General features: G+C 67.5%; 13 protein-coding genes. 6 read left to right on the top strand and 7 right to left on the bottom strand.

Annotation, left to right across the window (positions count from 1 at the left end; translation table 11 throughout):
* The first annotated feature begins 27 nt into the window (after nucleotides 1–27).
* A complete protein-coding gene (locus tag LQZ85_RS04765; RefSeq protein ID WP_230100598.1) occupies nucleotides 28–519 on the top strand; it encodes a hypothetical protein in 492 nt (163 codons plus the stop codon).
* On the opposite strand, the gene LQZ85_RS04760 is transcribed toward LQZ85_RS04765, so the two are convergent.
* Nucleotides 491–2,041, bottom strand: coding sequence for a recombinase family protein (locus LQZ85_RS04760; protein WP_230100597.1), 1,551 nt, complete (start codon nucleotides 2,039–2,041; stop codon nucleotides 491–493). The two genes, LQZ85_RS04765 and LQZ85_RS04760, sit on opposite strands and share 29 nt — an antisense overlap.
* 52 nt (nucleotides 2,042–2,093) lie before the next feature.
* Between LQZ85_RS04760 and LQZ85_RS04755 the strand changes: the two genes are divergently transcribed.
* Complete coding sequence (locus LQZ85_RS04755; protein ID WP_230100596.1) at nucleotides 2,094–3,512, top strand: hypothetical protein; 1,419 nt, start codon at nucleotides 2,094–2,096, stop codon at nucleotides 3,510–3,512.
* Nucleotides 3,513–3,531: 19 nt separating this feature from the next.
* Here the strand turns inward: LQZ85_RS04755 and LQZ85_RS04750 are convergent, their stop codons facing one another.
* A complete protein-coding gene (locus LQZ85_RS04750) occupies nucleotides 3,532–4,527 on the bottom strand; it encodes an asparaginase (RefSeq protein ID WP_056278407.1) in 996 nt (331 codons plus the stop codon).
* A 91-nt stretch (nucleotides 4,528–4,618) separates the two neighbouring features.
* Between LQZ85_RS04750 and LQZ85_RS04745 the strand changes: the two genes are divergently transcribed.
* Nucleotides 4,619–5,113 carry an OsmC family protein gene (locus LQZ85_RS04745; protein ID WP_053099076.1) on the top strand — a complete coding sequence of 165 codons (495 nt, stop codon included), beginning with the start codon at nucleotides 4,619–4,621 and terminating at the stop codon, nucleotides 5,111–5,113.
* Between the two features lie 12 nt (nucleotides 5,114–5,125).
* Here LQZ85_RS04745 and LQZ85_RS04740 read toward each other — a convergent pair whose 3' ends face one another.
* Entirely contained in the window at nucleotides 5,126–5,905 is a 780-nt protein-coding gene (locus tag LQZ85_RS04740; protein WP_072591116.1) for a lysophospholipid acyltransferase family protein, read from the bottom strand.
* A 123-nt stretch (nucleotides 5,906–6,028) separates the two neighbouring features.
* On the opposite strand from LQZ85_RS04740, the gene LQZ85_RS04735 reads away from it, so the two are divergent.
* Both LQZ85_RS04735 and dxr read left to right on the top strand, forming a co-directional pair.
* Nucleotides 6,029–7,018 (top strand): FKBP-type peptidyl-prolyl cis-trans isomerase, encoded by a 990-nt coding sequence (locus LQZ85_RS04735; protein WP_056278410.1) that lies wholly within the window; start codon nucleotides 6,029–6,031, stop codon nucleotides 7,016–7,018.
* Between the two features lie 36 nt (nucleotides 7,019–7,054).
* On the top strand, nucleotides 7,055–8,137 hold the full coding sequence (gene dxr / locus LQZ85_RS04730; protein WP_053095773.1) for a 1-deoxy-D-xylulose-5-phosphate reductoisomerase: 1,083 nt from the start codon (nucleotides 7,055–7,057) through the stop codon (nucleotides 8,135–8,137).
* Nucleotides 8,138–8,221: 84 nt separating this feature from the next.
* On the opposite strand, the gene LQZ85_RS04725 is transcribed toward dxr, so the two are convergent.
* From LQZ85_RS04725 to LQZ85_RS04715, 3 genes are all read right to left on the bottom strand, one after another.
* Nucleotides 8,222–9,844 carry a UDP-N-acetylmuramoyl-L-alanyl-D-glutamate--2,6-diaminopimelate ligase gene (locus LQZ85_RS04725; RefSeq protein WP_230100595.1) on the bottom strand — a complete coding sequence of 541 codons (1,623 nt, stop codon included), beginning with the start codon at nucleotides 9,842–9,844 and terminating at the stop codon, nucleotides 8,222–8,224.
* A gap of 89 nt (nucleotides 9,845–9,933) precedes the next feature.
* Nucleotides 9,934–10,629: a YcnI family protein gene (locus LQZ85_RS04720; RefSeq protein ID WP_230100594.1), complete on the bottom strand. Its 696-nt coding sequence runs from the start codon at nucleotides 10,627–10,629 to the stop codon at nucleotides 9,934–9,936.
* Nucleotides 10,630–10,717: 88 nt separating this feature from the next.
* On the bottom strand, nucleotides 10,718–11,290 hold the full coding sequence (locus tag LQZ85_RS04715) for a hypothetical protein (RefSeq protein WP_230100593.1): 573 nt from the start codon (nucleotides 11,288–11,290) through the stop codon (nucleotides 10,718–10,720).
* An 82-nt stretch (nucleotides 11,291–11,372) separates the two neighbouring features.
* Between LQZ85_RS04715 and LQZ85_RS04710 the strand changes: the two genes are divergently transcribed.
* Nucleotides 11,373–12,689 carry a site-2 protease family protein gene (locus tag LQZ85_RS04710; RefSeq protein WP_150115054.1) on the top strand — a complete coding sequence of 439 codons (1,317 nt, stop codon included), beginning with the start codon at nucleotides 11,373–11,375 and terminating at the stop codon, nucleotides 12,687–12,689.
* 43 nt (nucleotides 12,690–12,732) lie between these two features.
* Here LQZ85_RS04710 and LQZ85_RS04705 read toward each other — a convergent pair whose 3' ends face one another.
* Complete coding sequence (locus tag LQZ85_RS04705; protein ID WP_230100592.1) at nucleotides 12,733–14,616, bottom strand: chorismate-binding protein; 1,884 nt, start codon at nucleotides 14,614–14,616, stop codon at nucleotides 12,733–12,735.
* Nucleotides 14,617–14,666: the final 50 nt, after the last annotated feature.

Raw genomic sequence — 14,666 nt, 5'->3', positions numbered from 1 at the left:
CGGTCCTCAAAAGCAAGGAAAGCGCGGATGAGTGCTGTCCCGTCGAGTCTTCCCTTCGCTGACAACCTGCCTTTCGAGCCAGATGCGGTGGTGACCGCCCATGAGGCAACCCTCAAGCTCGTGAGTCGTCTCAACCTTGCCCAGCTTGAGCTTGGATGGATGTACCCGTACCCGCGCGGGTGGTGTTCAGTGATGTCTTACACACTGCTGCATGTCTTCGACCAGCGAGGGTTCGGTCCGTGGCGAATCGTGAACGGACAGGACACTCTTGGCAATCGACATGACTGGTTGGAGTTCATGCGTGACGGTGACGTTCTTTTCTCAGTGGACGCCACCCAACATCAGTTCTCGAAACTTGGGTCAGGCCCGTTCATCGGTCACGGGTGCTGTCCTGCGAAGGCCCGATTCCACATCGATGTGCGAACAGCGACGCTGGAACGAATGCCCACCGGTTGGGCGAAGCGTGCCGAGATCGTAGTGGCGGACGAAGTCACGACTGCGTTGGCTCAGGACTCGTAGGTGTCCCGATCTCCTCGAATGAGTCGTCGGATTCGTTGAGTGTGGTTACGACCTTGTGATGGACGAGAACCTTTTTGGCTCCCCGTCCAGGCCCGATGGTGACTTCGAGAAGATCATCGAGCAAGGTTCTTTTCGTGTCGAGAGTCAGGGCGTCGTATCGCTCGCTCAGAGCGGTGTGCATCTCTTCTGCCTTGTCCCAGTCCACGCGATGAGTAGCGGAGTCCAGATAGCCCATAGAGCGCCTAACCTCCTCCAGCATGCGTGCGTGTGCCCTCTCGGCTGTTACGGCCTGCACCTGTCCTTCTGCGGCCTCCACCGCCACCTTGATAGTTCGAAGGTCAGGTGTGATGTCGGCCATATTGAGAACGGCGTCCTCTCCCCGAATTGAGGCCAGGAGGTCTTGCTTCTGACGGTTCAGTTTTTCGATCTTGGTATACAGGCCAGAGAGTTCCTTGCCCTCGCTGGTGGACGCGGAAAGCACGTTGTGCCCGATGAAGAAGGCCCTCACAATCTCCTTCTTCACGACTTCCTCCACGAAATGAACCCGGATGGAACAGTGACGCTTGCCATCCTTGTAATCCGGGTGAGACTCCACAGCCTTGGACTTGCACCGGTAGATGGCGATGCCGTGCCCGTCGCTTGCTGACCTCATTCGCTCGCCACAGACGCCGCACCTGATGATCATGTTTCCGATGTGCCTGGGCTTGCGTCCGGGTGTGCTCTTGCTCCTAGCCTTCAGCGTGGCAACCACAGCCTCATGCGTGGCGCGGTCGATGAGTGGTTTCCAGGTGCCGGGGACATCCATTGCTTCGCCGTTGACGATGTAGATGCCCGCGTTGCGTGGACGGGTGAGGAGTTCCTTCACCGTGTTCGTGCTCCAGTTGTTCCCGCGTGGCGTCTTCAGCTTCAGGTCATCATTCAGGTAGCGGACACATGAGTAAAGAGTTGCGTCCTTCTCCAGCACTCTGCGGATGCACTCACGGATAGCGTCGGCCTCAACCTCATTGATGGTCAGCCGGTCCGCCTGATACCCGAACGGTCTGCCTCCCCACAGTGGCTTCCCCTGAGCACGCTCTTCGGCGTACCGGTCTTTCTGCCTTCGGGTCTTCTTCTTAACCTCCAGGTTGTCCAAAAGGCCACGAAGGCTTGCCATGAACTCTCCCGAGTCTGTGGCGGGGTCCAAGAATCCTTCTCTTGTCGTGTGCCAGCACGCTCCACCGGCCACACACGCGAGCATGAGACGGTCCTTCTCTCCGATGCCCTGACGGGTGAACCGGGACTCCTCCACGGCCAAGATCACATCGAAGTTGCCAGCACGGATGTCCTCAAGCATGGACTCGTACGCGGCGCGGTCAGTGCCATTGAAGGCAGAGATCCCGTCATCCTCGTAGATACTGACGACTTCGTACCCGTTTTCGGCGGCGAGCTTCCTGCACTGTTCGATCTGCTGTGCGGTCTTCGGCACCTTCTCGTCCTTCGCGCTGATGCGCGCGTAGACGGCGGCTGTCTTCTTTACCGTCATGGTTCCTGCCCTTCCTCTTATCTATACGGGCGAGGAGCGAAAAATTCTAAGAGTGTCATCTCTGACGTTGGATCATCCGGACCTCGGGGCTGTGTTCACGGACATCGCCGCTCGGGGAAGGGCGCTGGGCATGCACCTCGTCCTCGGGACGCAGCGCGCGTCAGGCGTGATCCGCGATGCGTTGGCGGCGAACTGTCCGCTGAGAGTGAGCCTGCGTGTTGCGGACGCCGCCGACAGTCGGGCCGTCATCGGTGCCGACGACGCGGCTGAGCTCCCGGGCGGCGTCGAGTCGAGGGGCTTGGCTCTGGTTCGGCGCCCGCAGGACGCTGCGCCGATCGCGATGCGAGTAGCGCTGACCGGCGTCGCCGATCTCAGGGCGATCGCGCTGAGATGGGCTGACGCCGACATTCCGGGCAGCCCGTGGCTGCCGGTGCTGCCGCGGATGCTTCCTCTCGCGGAGCTTCAGGCTGAGACACGCAAGGAGGGCGAAGTCATCCTGGGCCGCGCGGACGATCCGCAACGTCAGGAGCAGCCACTCGAGCGGCTGTCGATCGGATCCGATCGAGGAATCGCCTTCCTCGGAGGACCCGAGTCGGGGCGCAGCTCGGCCTTGCGTGCACTGGCCAAGCAGCATGGGCATCCACTGTGGATACCGAGCGATCCAGAACATTCGTGGGACGCCGTCGTGGCTCTGGCGGAAGGGGGAGTTCCGCGCGGAGGGCTCGTGCTGTGCGACGACATCGACGTCCGGATCGGCGAGCTGCCCGTCGAGTACGGCCAGCATCTGGCGCAGCTCTGGGAGCAGATCCTCCGCAACGGGGCCGGAGGCACGATCGCGATCACGGCGACGAGAGCATCGGGGCCTGTCGGGCGGCTTCTCGACGCGCTGCCGCGTCGGGGGCTGCTCAGGATGCCGAGTCGGGTCGATCATCTTGCTGCGGGTGGGGACTCCGCAGGTTTCGATCCGCAGCGCGGTTCGGGACGGATGCGGATGGGGGATCGTGAGATCCAACTGGTCTGGGTCCCCGAGGAGCGACTGCGGTCGTCGGGTTCATCCAGTGGCACCTCTCGATATAGGGAACGGGAAAGTGACGGCTGGGCTCCGCGGCGTGCCCTCACGGCGCTCATCACGCCGGGGGTGGCTGCGGTGGCGGAGTCAGTGGCGGCTGCGTATCCCGACTGCGACGTCGTCACTCTGAGCGGCGAACCGTGGGATGCTCAGGCACCCACGCGTCCCACCGTCGTGCTCGGCGATGCAGACGCGTGGCAGCGCAGTTGGACGCTGTGGCAGCGGGTGCGTCGAGAGGGCGAAGTGCTCATCCGAGCCGAGAATGCCGCGGAGCTGCGGCAGCTCGCCGGTGTGCGAGAGCTCCCGCCGTATTCGCGACCGCATGCGGGCCGGGCGTGGTCGCTGGTCGGCGACTCCGGGCCCCGACGAATCGTGATCCCGGCACTCGCACCCCGGCGATGAGAAGCGTGTCGTCTCCTGGTCAGATGGCACTGCCGGGGCGAACGGCTCCGACCGTCGCCCCACCGCCGAGCACCTCGAGAGGCAGCGCGGCGGCGAGTGTCGCCACGTCCGAATCGGTGAGCCCGCCTGCGCGCGCCAGCAGAGTCGCCGCCACGATGGTCGACGCGCGCGCCCCGCCGTCGAGCATCTTCAGCGCGACGGTCGTGCCGTTCGGGGCGACCATGACCATGATCCCTTCGGCACCGCCCTTCGCGAACACGCCGAGTGTCTCGATCGCGATGGTGTCCGGGCGCCCCGGGCCGTCGATCGTCCACGGGTGCTCACGCACCGCGCGCACCAGCGAGCCGGCCACCCGGTGCAGGGCGAAGGGCGAGCGGTCCGAGGCGGTGCCGATCCGGTGGATCGATCGGGCGAGGCCCGTCAGCGTGATCGCGTATACCGGGGCGCCGCAGCCGTCGATGGCCGTGTGAGCGACCTTCTCGCCGGTGAGACGCTCGATCACGTCGCGGATGTGCAGCTGAAGGGGATGCGCCGGGTCCAGGTAGCTGTCGGTCGGCCAGCCCGTCGCGACGCAGGCACGGAGCATGGCCGCGTGCTTGCCCGAGCAGTTCATGCGGATACGTGTCTGTGCGCCGTGTTCGCGCACGAGCTCGTCGCGAGCGGCGGTGTCGCCCGGCCACGCCGGCGGGCAGCCCAGGTGGTCCTCGGTGAGACCGCCCTCGGTGAGCACGTTGCGAACCACGGAGGCATGACGATCCGTGCCGCTGTGGCTCGCGGTCGACATGGCGAGCTGCTCGTCCTCGAGAGCGGCACCCGCGGTGATGCACGCCACGGCCTGCAGCGGCTTGAGGCTCGAGCGCGGAAGTATCAGGGCGTCGGCGTTGCCGTATCGAGCGACGACGTCGCCGTCGGGTGAGAGGACCACCGCCGCCCCCGCGTGGCGGGACTCGATGAACCCGCTGCGTTCGACGACGGCGAGTTCCACGGCATCTTGAACGGTGAGAGTCTCCAGCACCTCCCCAGGATATCGTCGGATGGGTGTCGACCGTGCCACCGGCACATCGTCCGGCACATCGTCCGGCAGAGTCGAGTGGCAGACTGTCGATATGGCAGATCGACTCGCGCCGCTCGGCGAGCACCGTTACTCACTCACCTCGACCTGGACCGGAAACTCTGGCACCGGCACCAGCGGCTACCGCGAGTATCGACGCGATGTCACGCTCGAGGTCGACGGCAAGCCCGACATCCTGGCCTCAGCCGATAAGCCGTTCCGTGGCGATCCGTCCCGGTGGAACCCTGAGGATCTGCTCCTCGCCTCCCTGTCGCAGTGCCATCTGCTCTCGTATCTGCACGCGTGCGTGACGGCTGGCGTCGTCGTCGTCTCCTACCGCGATACGGCCTCCGGCATGATGCGAGAGGACGGGCGCGGCGGCGGCGCGTTCGTCGAGGTGATGCTGCGGCCCGAGGTCGTCGTCGCGGACGCCTCGATGAGAGAGGCGGCCGAACGTGCCCATGCCCAGGCGAACGCATGGTGCTTCATCGCGAATTCGATGAACTTCCCCGTGCGGCACGAAGCCTCGGTCCGCGCCGAGCAGAGCTGAGCGGCGGCGGCGTCAGCGGCGCTCGTGGGGCAGCGCCTGCTTGATCTTCTCGATGGTGCCCTGCGCGGGAGCCTCGTTGTAGGCGTCCGCCAGTTCCTGCCCGGACAGGGCATGGATCGCGGCCATGATCTCGTCCGTCGCGAGTCTGCGGGCGCGCCCGCTCGTGGCGGGTCCGTGGGGCGAGAGGTCGAGAGGTTCGCCGAAGCGCACGGTGATGCGCTCCTTCAGGGTCGGCATCTTGGCGCCGACGGGCATCACCTTGTCCGTGCCGACGAGGCCGACCGGCACGACCGGCGCACCGGTCTGCAGGGCGAGGAACGCCACGCCGGTGCGTCCCTTGTAGAGGCGTCCGTCCGTCGAGCGCGTGCCCTCCGGGTAGAGGGCGACAGCGAGGCCCTCATCGAGAAGCTGACGCTGCACGTCGAGTGCGTCGAGGGCGGCCTTCCCCGCTCCACGGCGGACCGAGATCGCCCCGATGGACTCGAAGAACGTCTTGCTGAGCCAGCCCTTGAATCCAGGGCCCTCGAAATACGTGGACTTCGCGAGGAAGTGCACGGGCCTCGGTGCGGCGACCGGGATCGCGATCGAGTCGATGAACGACAGGTGGTTGCTCGCGAAGATGACCGGGCCGTCCTTCGGGACGTTCTCCCTGCCTTCGATGCGGGGCCGGTAGATCGTGCGCGCGAGGGGCGTGATGAGGCTGCGACCGAGCGCATAGGCGAAGCCGGCGTGTCGAGGCTTCTCAGTCTCTGCGGGCGAAGTTTCGGGCTCCACGGACTGCTCTGACGTCATCAGAGCAGATTACCCCGGCGATCATGCCCCAGTGGGAATGAAGCGCCGGAGCGAGTCTCCCAGCATCGGCAAAGGGGTATGGGGGATGATGGGGTGTCCCGCCCGCGATCCTGAGGTTCCACTGTGCGCAAGCGTCCGCTTATCGTCCTGTCCACCGTCGCCGCGGCGACCCTTCTGCTGGCCGGGTGCGCCGGAGGCTCGGACCCCGAGTCCACGAGCACTCCTGACCCTGCCGCCGAGACCTCCTGCCTGGCGGACATCGCGTCGGGCGCCGGCTCCGATGCCGTGACCGTCGAGGGATCCGGGGCAGACGCCAAGGTCACGGTGCCGGCGGGCACCGACCTCGCGGAGGCCGAGCGCTCGGTCGTCGTCGAGGGTGACGGCGATGACGTCATGCCCGGCGATCTCGTGTCTCTGCGCTACCAGCTCATCGACGCCACCACCAACGAGGTGCTCAGCACCTCGGAGCGGGGCCCCGACGGGGTACTGTCAGCCCTGCTCGCGGTGCAGCAGCCTCAGCAGATCGTCGACCCGACGCAGTCCACGGTGTTCACGGTGGCGGCCGAGTGCCTCCCGATCGGTTCGAGTGTCGTGCTGACGCTCCCCGCCGCGCAGGAGGGCATGAACCCGAGCGTCCTCTACGTCGAGACGATCGAACAGCTTCCTACGACCGCATCCGGCTCTGATGTCGACGCGACCGAAGGCATGCCGACCGTGAAGCTCGACGACGAGGGCTCGCCGACGATCACGCTCCCGGACTCCGATGCTCCCGCCGAGACGGAGGTGGCCGTCCTCAAGCAGGGCGACGGCGCCGTCGTCGGCGCAGGCGACCTGGTCACTGTGCAGTACCGCGGTGTGAAGTGGTCGGACGGCTCGGAGTTCGACTCCAGCTGGAGCCGGGATGCAGCTCCCTCGCAGTTCCAGACCAGCGGTGTCGTGACGGGCTTCAAGATGGCACTCGAGGGCCAGAAGGTCGGTTCGCAGGTCATCGTCACCATGCCTCCGAAGGATGGCTATGGCGAGGGCGAGATCAACGACACCGATCTGACCGGCGAGACCCTGGTCTTCGTCGTCGACATCCTCGCGACCACGCCGATCGAACAGGCCCAGTAAGACGGAGGGGTCGAGGGCTTGCCATAGGCTGGCGGCATGCGTCGCATCATCGTCCTCGGCTCCACCGGCTCCATCGGCACACAGGCGCTCGACGTCATCCGGGCGAATCCACGTCGCTTCGAACTCGTCGGGCTCGCGGCCGGAACGAATGCCGAGATGCTCGGAGAGCAGGCTGCCGCTTTCGGGGTCGAGAACATCGCGCTCGGCGCGACCGAGGCCGAGCAGCTCGTGCGTGACGTCGAGGCTGACGTCGTTCTCAACGCGATCACCGGATCGATCGGACTCGGCGCCACTCTCGCGGCGCTGAAGGCTGGAAGAACGCTCGCTCTCGCGAATAAGGAGTCCCTCGTCGTCGGAGGCGAGTTGGTGCGCGCAGCAGCTGCCCCTGATCAGATCGTCCCGGTCGACTCCGAGCACTCGGCGCTCGCCCAGGCGCTGCGAAGCGGCACGCACGCCGAGGTGCGCCGCCTGGTCGTGACGGCATCCGGTGGTCCGTTCCGCGGCCGTTCGCGTGATCAGATGCTCGATGTCGCGCCGCAGGAAGCGCTCGCGCACCCCACCTGGGACATGGGCCGGATGGTTACGACGAACTCCGCGACGCTCGTGAACAAGGGACTCGAGGTGATCGAGGCGCACCTGCTGTTCGATGTCGCCTACGACGACATCGAGGTCGTGGTGCACCCGCAGTCCATCGTGCATTCGATGGTCGAATTCATCGACGGCTCGACGATCGCTCAGGCGTCCCCGCCCGACATGCGTCTGCCGATCTCGCTGGGTCTCGACTGGCCGAGCCGTGTGGGCGGCGTCGGTCGCCCGCTCGACTGGACTCAGGCGACCTCCTGGACCTTCGAGCCGCTCGACAACGTCGCGTTCCCGGCGGTTGATCTCGCGAAGTCCGTCGGCCGTGCGGCTGCCACTTTCCCTGCGGTCTACAACGCGGCCAACGAGCAGGCCGTCGATGCCTTCCACGAGGGTCGCCTGCCGTTCCTCGGGATCGTCGACACGATCTCTCGGGTCGTCGACTCCCACGAGCCCCCGCAGACGCTGACGGTCGAGTCGCTGGCGGATGCCGAGGAGTGGGCGCGCCGCAAAGCCGACCAGCTCATTGCTCGAGCCTGATCGGGCGGTTCTGGGCGGTATTCCGCCCATGCCGCGCGGTCGACCCGGGCGCGGATGCGGTCGTCGACGGCATCCGCGCCCGGGTCAGTCCTCGTCCGGGTAGGGGACCGGCCAGTGCGAATCGGGCACGGGCCATCCGGCTGCTCGGAGGGCACGACGCGCCAGCTCGCGGGCCGAGTACGGCGTGCGAACGCCCCGGATGTCGCGATAGTCCTGGTGGCCGGGTCCCGCCCACAGGATCGAGTCGCCTTCGCCGACCAGGCCCACGGCCGCCACGATGGCCGTCTCGGGAGGCGAGTACTCATGGATCTGCGCGTCCGGGCGCGCGGCGCGTGCGCCGGCCACGAGAGTGGCTCTGATCGAGTCGGGGTCTTCGAAACGGGGGTGGTGGTCCGTGACGACGAGGATGTCGCTGCCCTCGACGGCCGTGCGCGCCATGTCGTAGCGCTTGCTGGCATCGCGGTCGCCATCGGCGCCGAAGAGCATCAGCACCTTGCCCGGTGTGACACGGCGGACCGCGGCGAGCGTCTTCTCGAACGCGTCGGGGGAGTGCCCGAAGTCGACGAAGACGACCGGGCCGGAGTCGCCGGAGACGAGCTGGGTGCGACCGGGAAGGTGCGCCAGAATGCCACCGTCGCGGTCGAGTGCCGTGGCGATTCGATCCCAGGCGTAGCCGCCCTCGAGCAGCATCACGATGGCGAGTGCTGCGTTCGCGGCCATGTGCGGACCGATCACGGGAACCGTCGTCGTGAGCCTGCCGGCCGGGCCGGTGAGAGTGAACGTGGTGCCGGACGCGCGTTCGTCGTCGATCGCGACGACCCAGTCGGCACGGGCCGCGGCATCGGGGTCGGCGGCGATGGAGGGCGTGCCGACGGTGACCACGGGGATCTCCGAGCGCTGAACGACCGTGGCGCCCGACGGGGAATCGAGGCATACCACTGCGCGGGTCGCTCGATCCGGACGGAAGAGCGGCAGCTTCGCCTCGAAGTACTCCTCCATGTCGGCGTAGTCGTCGAGGTGGTCATGGCTGAGGTTGGTGAAGCCGGCGACGTCGAAGCGGATGCCGTCGACGCGATGACGTGAGAGCGCCTGCGCGCTGACCTCGACGGCCACGGCTTCGACATCGCGCTCGCGCATCAAGGCGAGGAGCGCGTGCATCTCGGATGCCTCAGGAGTGGTGAGTCTCGACACGATCACCTCGCCGGCGATGTGTCGTTCGGCGGTTGATGAGAGTCCGGTGACGACGCCGAGCTGGTCGAGGATGCCCTCGAGGAGGTGCGAGACACTCGTCTTGCCGTTCGTCCCGGTCGTCGCGAACAGCAGCGGGAGCGGCTCGCCTGCGCCGGTGCCGTAGACCCAGGCGCTGAGGGCGCCGAGGACTGCGCGCGGGTCGTCCACCACGAGCACGGGCAGGCCCGCGGGTTCGGCGATCTCGGCGCCGTCCTCATCCGTGATGATCGCGACAGCGCCCTTCTCCGCGGCGGTGACCGCGAAATCGGCGCCGTGGCGGTTCACGCCTCGGATCGCGACGAACGCCTCGCCGGGGCGGAGATCGGCGGTGGCCAGGGTGATGCCGGACAGGGTGACACCGGTCACCTCGCCACGGACGTCTCGTGCGAATCGAGAGGCGAGTTCGGACAGCTCACGCCGGGGCGGGTTCGCGGGGCGGAGCACGGGAGGCAGGCTCGGTTGTTGTTCAATCGACATGTCCCTTTCATGATCTCACGCCCGCGGCGCGATGACCGGGTGCGGCACGTCTCCCCGGCCGCATGCGATCGGGGAGACGTGCCGGCGCGTCACGCCGCGCGGCGGTACGCCAGTACCGAGACCACGAGCGCGGCGATGCCGGCGACGAGGCCGCCTGCGCCCAGCGCCGTGCCGACCGCACTCGCGGATCCCGCATCGTCGGCCGCGTCCGCAACGGCAGAGTCTGCATCTCCCGCATCTTCGGCAGAGTCATGCTCGCCGTGCCCGCCGGCAGCGGCCGCGGTCACCTCGACCACGGGAGCGGGCGCGTCGAGGCTGTGCGGGTCCTCGCCGTCCTCCGCGAGCTGTGTCCATTCGGTGCTGCCTTCGACGCAGGTCTGGATCACGGGGAAAGCGAGGGAAGCGGGTGTGTTCTCGTCGAGGCCGACCGCCATGCTGACCGCTCCGCGCAGCTCGTTGGGCACCGGTGCGACGGCGGTGTACGTCACGGCGCTGACGAGCCCGTCGTCGCCCTTCTCTACGTCGATCGTCCAGTCGCTGTCCATGGTGGGCGCGACCGACGCGAGCCCCTCCGGCATCGTGACCTTCAGCGAGGTGGTCGGAGAGTTCTCGCAGCCGTGCGCGAACGAGAAGGTCAGAACACCGTGGTCTCCTGCAGTCAGCTCGTCGGGGCTGACACTGACGTGTGCGCTGGCCATGGTGGGGATGGCGAGTGCGAGGATCGCACCCCCGATGAGGCCTGCGGTGACGTTGCGACGGGTGGTGCGGGTGTTGGTGGAACGCATGGTGGTACTCCTGTGTGCTGATCTGCGGGCGCGTTGGTGCGCGCGTCGTCCGCGGGAAGGGGAAACGCCTCGGGGAGGCGATGCGAGATCAGACGAGTGCAGGAGGTCCGCGGCGGGAGACCGACGCAGCGAGAAGGTCCTGATCCGGCAGTCGGATCGAGAACACGGGGAGCGCGGGGTGCTCGGACATGGGCCGGAACACGGCGACCGCGTGACGAAGGCGAGCCTGCACCCATCCGGCGATGGCCCGCACCGACGCTTCGCCGTGACACAGCAGCGCAGTGGTGAGGATAGCCGCGACGACGTGGCCGATGAGCATGAGGGAGTCCGGGGCGGTCGTCGCGACCACCGGGCCCAGAGCTGCGAGATCGAGGTGGTGCTGATGTCCCCCCGGTGCCGCCGTTCCGGTCGGCGTGCCGAGCAGCTGGAACACCAGGTGGAAGAGCCCCTGGCTGATCAGCACCGTCAGAGCGATCCGCGCGCGAGACATCCCTACGCCGATGAGCAGTGCGGCGAGCGGGACCAGGAGGATCGCCACGGCGACCACGAGGAGCGGATGCGGCGCGGCCCCGCCAGCGGTGGTGTGCGATGCGGCGGCGACGAGAGTCGCAGCACCGGATGCCGTCGCTGCGCGCAGAAGTCGCAGCTGGCGGGAGGTCACGGGACAAGCCTAACCGTGCGACGCGGTCGCCCCGTGCAGCTCTCGGGGCGTATTCCTAGGCGTCGAGCACTAGCTTGGGGGAGTGGAAGCACTGCTCTATCTGGCCGGCATCGTGTTCATGCTGATCGGCCTCGGTCTGTCGATCGGTCTGCACGAGGTCGGACATCTCCTGCCGGCCAAGCTGTTCGGCGTGCGCGTCGGCCAGTACATGATCGGCTTCGGTCCGAGGATCTGGTCCAAGCGAATCGGCGAGACCGAGTACGGGTTCAAGCTGCTGCCGCTCGGTGGGTTCATCTCGATGTCGGGGATGTACCCGGCTTCCGCCGCATCGGGCCCCGCGAAAGGGGTGTTCAGCGCTCTCGTCCAGGACGCACGGACGGCGAACGACGAGACGATCGCCGAGGGCGCGGAGGACCGCGTCTTCTACCGGCTTCCCGTGTGGAAGCGGGTCATCGTGATGCTCGGCGGTCCGCTGATGAATCTGATCCTCGCGGTCGTGATCTTCACCGTCCTCGTCTCCGGGATCGGCGTCCAGCAGGGAACCACGACGATCGCTTCGGTGAACGAGTGCGTGCTCCCCGCCGGCTCATCGGCGACCGAATGCACGCCGGACGATCCGGCCACGCCCGCGGCGGAAGCCGGGATCCTGCCGGGCGACGTCCTCGTGTCCGTGGACGGGCAGCCGGTGTCGACGTTCGCTCAGGCGACCGCCATCGTGCAGGCGGCGCCGGGCGAGACCCTGGAAATGGTGGTGCTGCGGGACGGTGCCGAGGAGACGCTGAGCATCACGCCTATCGAAGCTGAGCGCACCATCACGGATGCGAGTGGGCAGCCCGTCCTCGACGACGACGGGCAACCCGTCGTGCGAGAGGTCGGCTACGTGGGTATGGCCGCTCAGATGGGCTTCGTGCCGCAGCCGCTCTCCGCCGGCCCCCAGATGGCCGCGGACACCGTCGCCCGCGTGGGGTCGATGATCGTCACCCTTCCCGTTCGGATCTGGGACGTGGGCGTCTCACTGGTCACCGGTTCGGAGCGGGACCCGAATGGACCCTTGAGCGTCGTCGGGGTCGGACGCATCGCCGGTGAGGTCGCAGCGACCGATGCGCCGGTCCTCAATCGGTTCTCCGTGCTTCTCGGACTTCTCGGCTCCCTGAACGTGGCCCTGTTCGTGTTCAACCTGATTCCGCTCCTGCCGCTCGACGGCGGTCATGTCGTGGTCGCCCTGTGGGACGGCATCAGGCGCGCCTGGGCGAAGCTGTTCCGTCGTCCGCCGCCCGCGCCCGTCGACGCGACCAGGCTCGTGCCGCTCACGGTCGTCGTCGCCACGCTTCTCATCGCGATGGGGGCCGTGCTGCTCCTCGCCGACGTGTTCAACCCCGTGAAGCTCTTCGGAGGTTGAGCGGCCGGTGCGGCCGATCCACCGGACTGCGCCCGGTCGAGGATCAGCTGAGCGCGTGCGTGACCAGGCGCTCGAGAGTGCGGATGCCGTCGCGGGACAGGATCGATTCCAGGTGCCCCTGCACCGACGCGAAGCGGTCGCCCCGAAGCGCATAGACGTCGCCCGATTCCGGGTCTGCCGACACCTCGACCGAGCCGATCGACGTCGTGCCCGGAGCAACCCTGGCGGTGAAGGTGTTGTAGAAGCCGATCGAGGCGTTCTCGCCGAACACGGGCACCGCCTTCTGCAGCCCCTGGTGCGGCGCCGTGAGGGGTGTCAGTTCGATGCCGAAGCGATCACTGAGGATCTGGTGGCTCAGGCATACCGCGAGCAGTGGCGCCTCGGCGTCGACGCGTCGGGACACGACCTCACGCAGTCGGGTGATGCGGTCGCTCTCGACGTCACGGGGGTCGCCGGGGCCCGGACCCGCGACAACGAGATCGGCTGCATCGAGCTCCGCGTCGTCGGCCTCGCTCCAGGCGCGGATCGCGACGTCGAGTCCCAGGTGGCGCAGCTGATGCGCCAGCATCGTGGTGAAACGATCCTCTGCATCGACGACGATCGCCGATCGCCCGGCGAAAGGACCGCTCAGGTCATCGCCCTGCGGATTCAACCAGAAGTCCGCGAGCCGCGCATTGCGGGACGAGAGGAGCTCCGAGACCGCGGGGTCGTCGGCAAGCGTCTGCGGCCGACCCGGGGCGTCCGCGTCGTCGCGGGCTTCGGCGACGCGGTCTCGGTCGATCGCTCCGATCGCGCCGAGCACCCCAGCGGCCTTGCCATGCGTCTCCGACACCTCGCCGTGGGGATCCGAGTGCCGAACCAGGGTCGCACCCACCGGGACGCTGAGCGACCCGTTCTGCAGGTACACGGTTCGGATGAGGATCGGGGCGTCGAGGTCGTGACCGCCGTCGACGTTCGGAGTGAACAGTGCGGCGACGCCCGAGTAGTATCCGCGGGGCTTCTTCTCGTGCCGGCGGATCACCGCGCATGCGTTCTGCATCGGCGAGCCCGTCACCGTCGGCGCGAACATCGTCTCGCGCAGGATGTCCCGCGGGTCGAGCGTGCTGCGCCCGCGGAGCATGTACTCCGTGTGCGTGAGGCGGGACATCTCCTTCAGATGCGGGCCGGTGATGCGCCCACCGTCGGAGCAGACGGCGCTCATCATCTTGAGCTCCTCGTCCACGACCATGAAGAGCTCCTCGGTCTCCTTGGTCGACGAGAGGAAGTCCACCAGGGTGTCCCGAGTCGCTCCGCCGGCCGGGTGGCGGAAGGTGCCCGAGATCGGGTTCATGGTGACGACGCCGCCTCGCGCGACGACATGCGCCTCGGGGCTCGCGCCGACGGCGATGTGTCCGGGCGTGACGACCGCGAAGGTCCAGTAGGCGCCGCGTTCGTGCGTGAGCAGGGCGCGGAACCAGGTGAGGGCCGCGGCTCGGTCGTCGACGTCGATCTCGGCGGTGAAGTCGCGGCGGATCACGAAGTTCGCGCCCTCGCCCCGTCCGATCTCGTCGGCGATCACGGTCTCGACGATCCGGGCGTAGTCGTCGTCGGCGATGTCGAAGCCGCCGTCACGAAGGGGGACAGGGGCGGAAGGGAGTTCGGCGACCAGTTCGGAAGCCGGGAGATGCAGATGCTCGTCGACCACGATGCATCGCAGCGGCGCGCCGTCGTCTTGGGCGACGAACCCGCGCTCGCGCACCTGGCGGTACGGCACCATGGCGAAGATCTCGCGAAGGGTGCCCTCGATCGTGAGCGGGATGTCGGCGAGCAGGTCGACGTCGACGACCTCGCCTGTGAGCAGCTCGACGGTGTCGGCGCCGTCGCGGGCGATCAGCACGAACGAGGCCGTGGGATCTGCGGTGAGCTCGGCAAGACGTGAGAGGGTCATCGGTGTCTCCTGTGCGTGGCTCCGGCTCGGCTCAACGAAAAGACCGCCCC

The organism is Microbacterium sp. Bi98 (assembly GCF_918698045.1).
Lineage (GTDB): Bacteria > Actinomycetota > Actinomycetes > Actinomycetales > Microbacteriaceae > Microbacterium.
The sequence above is the reverse complement of the archived record's forward strand: the minus strand, read 5'-3'. Positions and strand labels throughout refer to the sequence as shown.

Bases quoted from the DNA above. Each gene is read 5' to 3' on its own strand.
- LQZ85_RS04705 (WP_230100592.1), bottom strand. From the start codon at position 14,616: ATGACCCTCTCACGTCTTGCCGAGCTCACCGCAGATCCCACGGCCTCG.
- LQZ85_RS04760 (WP_230100597.1), bottom strand. From the start codon at position 2,041: ATGACGGTAAAGAAGACAGCCGCCGTCTACGCGCGCATCAGCGCGAAG.
- dxr (WP_053095773.1), top strand. From the start codon at position 7,055: ATGCGTCGCATCATCGTCCTCGGCTCCACCGGCTCCATCGGCACACAG.
- LQZ85_RS04745 (WP_053099076.1), top strand. From the start codon at position 4,619: ATGGCAGATCGACTCGCGCCGCTCGGCGAGCACCGTTACTCACTCACC.
- LQZ85_RS04740 (WP_072591116.1), bottom strand. From the start codon at position 5,905: ATGACGTCAGAGCAGTCCGTGGAGCCCGAAACTTCGCCCGCAGAGACT.
- LQZ85_RS04725 (WP_230100595.1), bottom strand. From the start codon at position 9,844: ATGTCGATTGAACAACAACCGAGCCTGCCTCCCGTGCTCCGCCCCGCG.
- LQZ85_RS04765 (WP_230100598.1), top strand. From the start codon at position 28: ATGAGTGCTGTCCCGTCGAGTCTTCCCTTCGCTGACAACCTGCCTTTC.
- LQZ85_RS04720 (WP_230100594.1), bottom strand. From the start codon at position 10,629: ATGCGTTCCACCAACACCCGCACCACCCGTCGCAACGTCACCGCAGGC.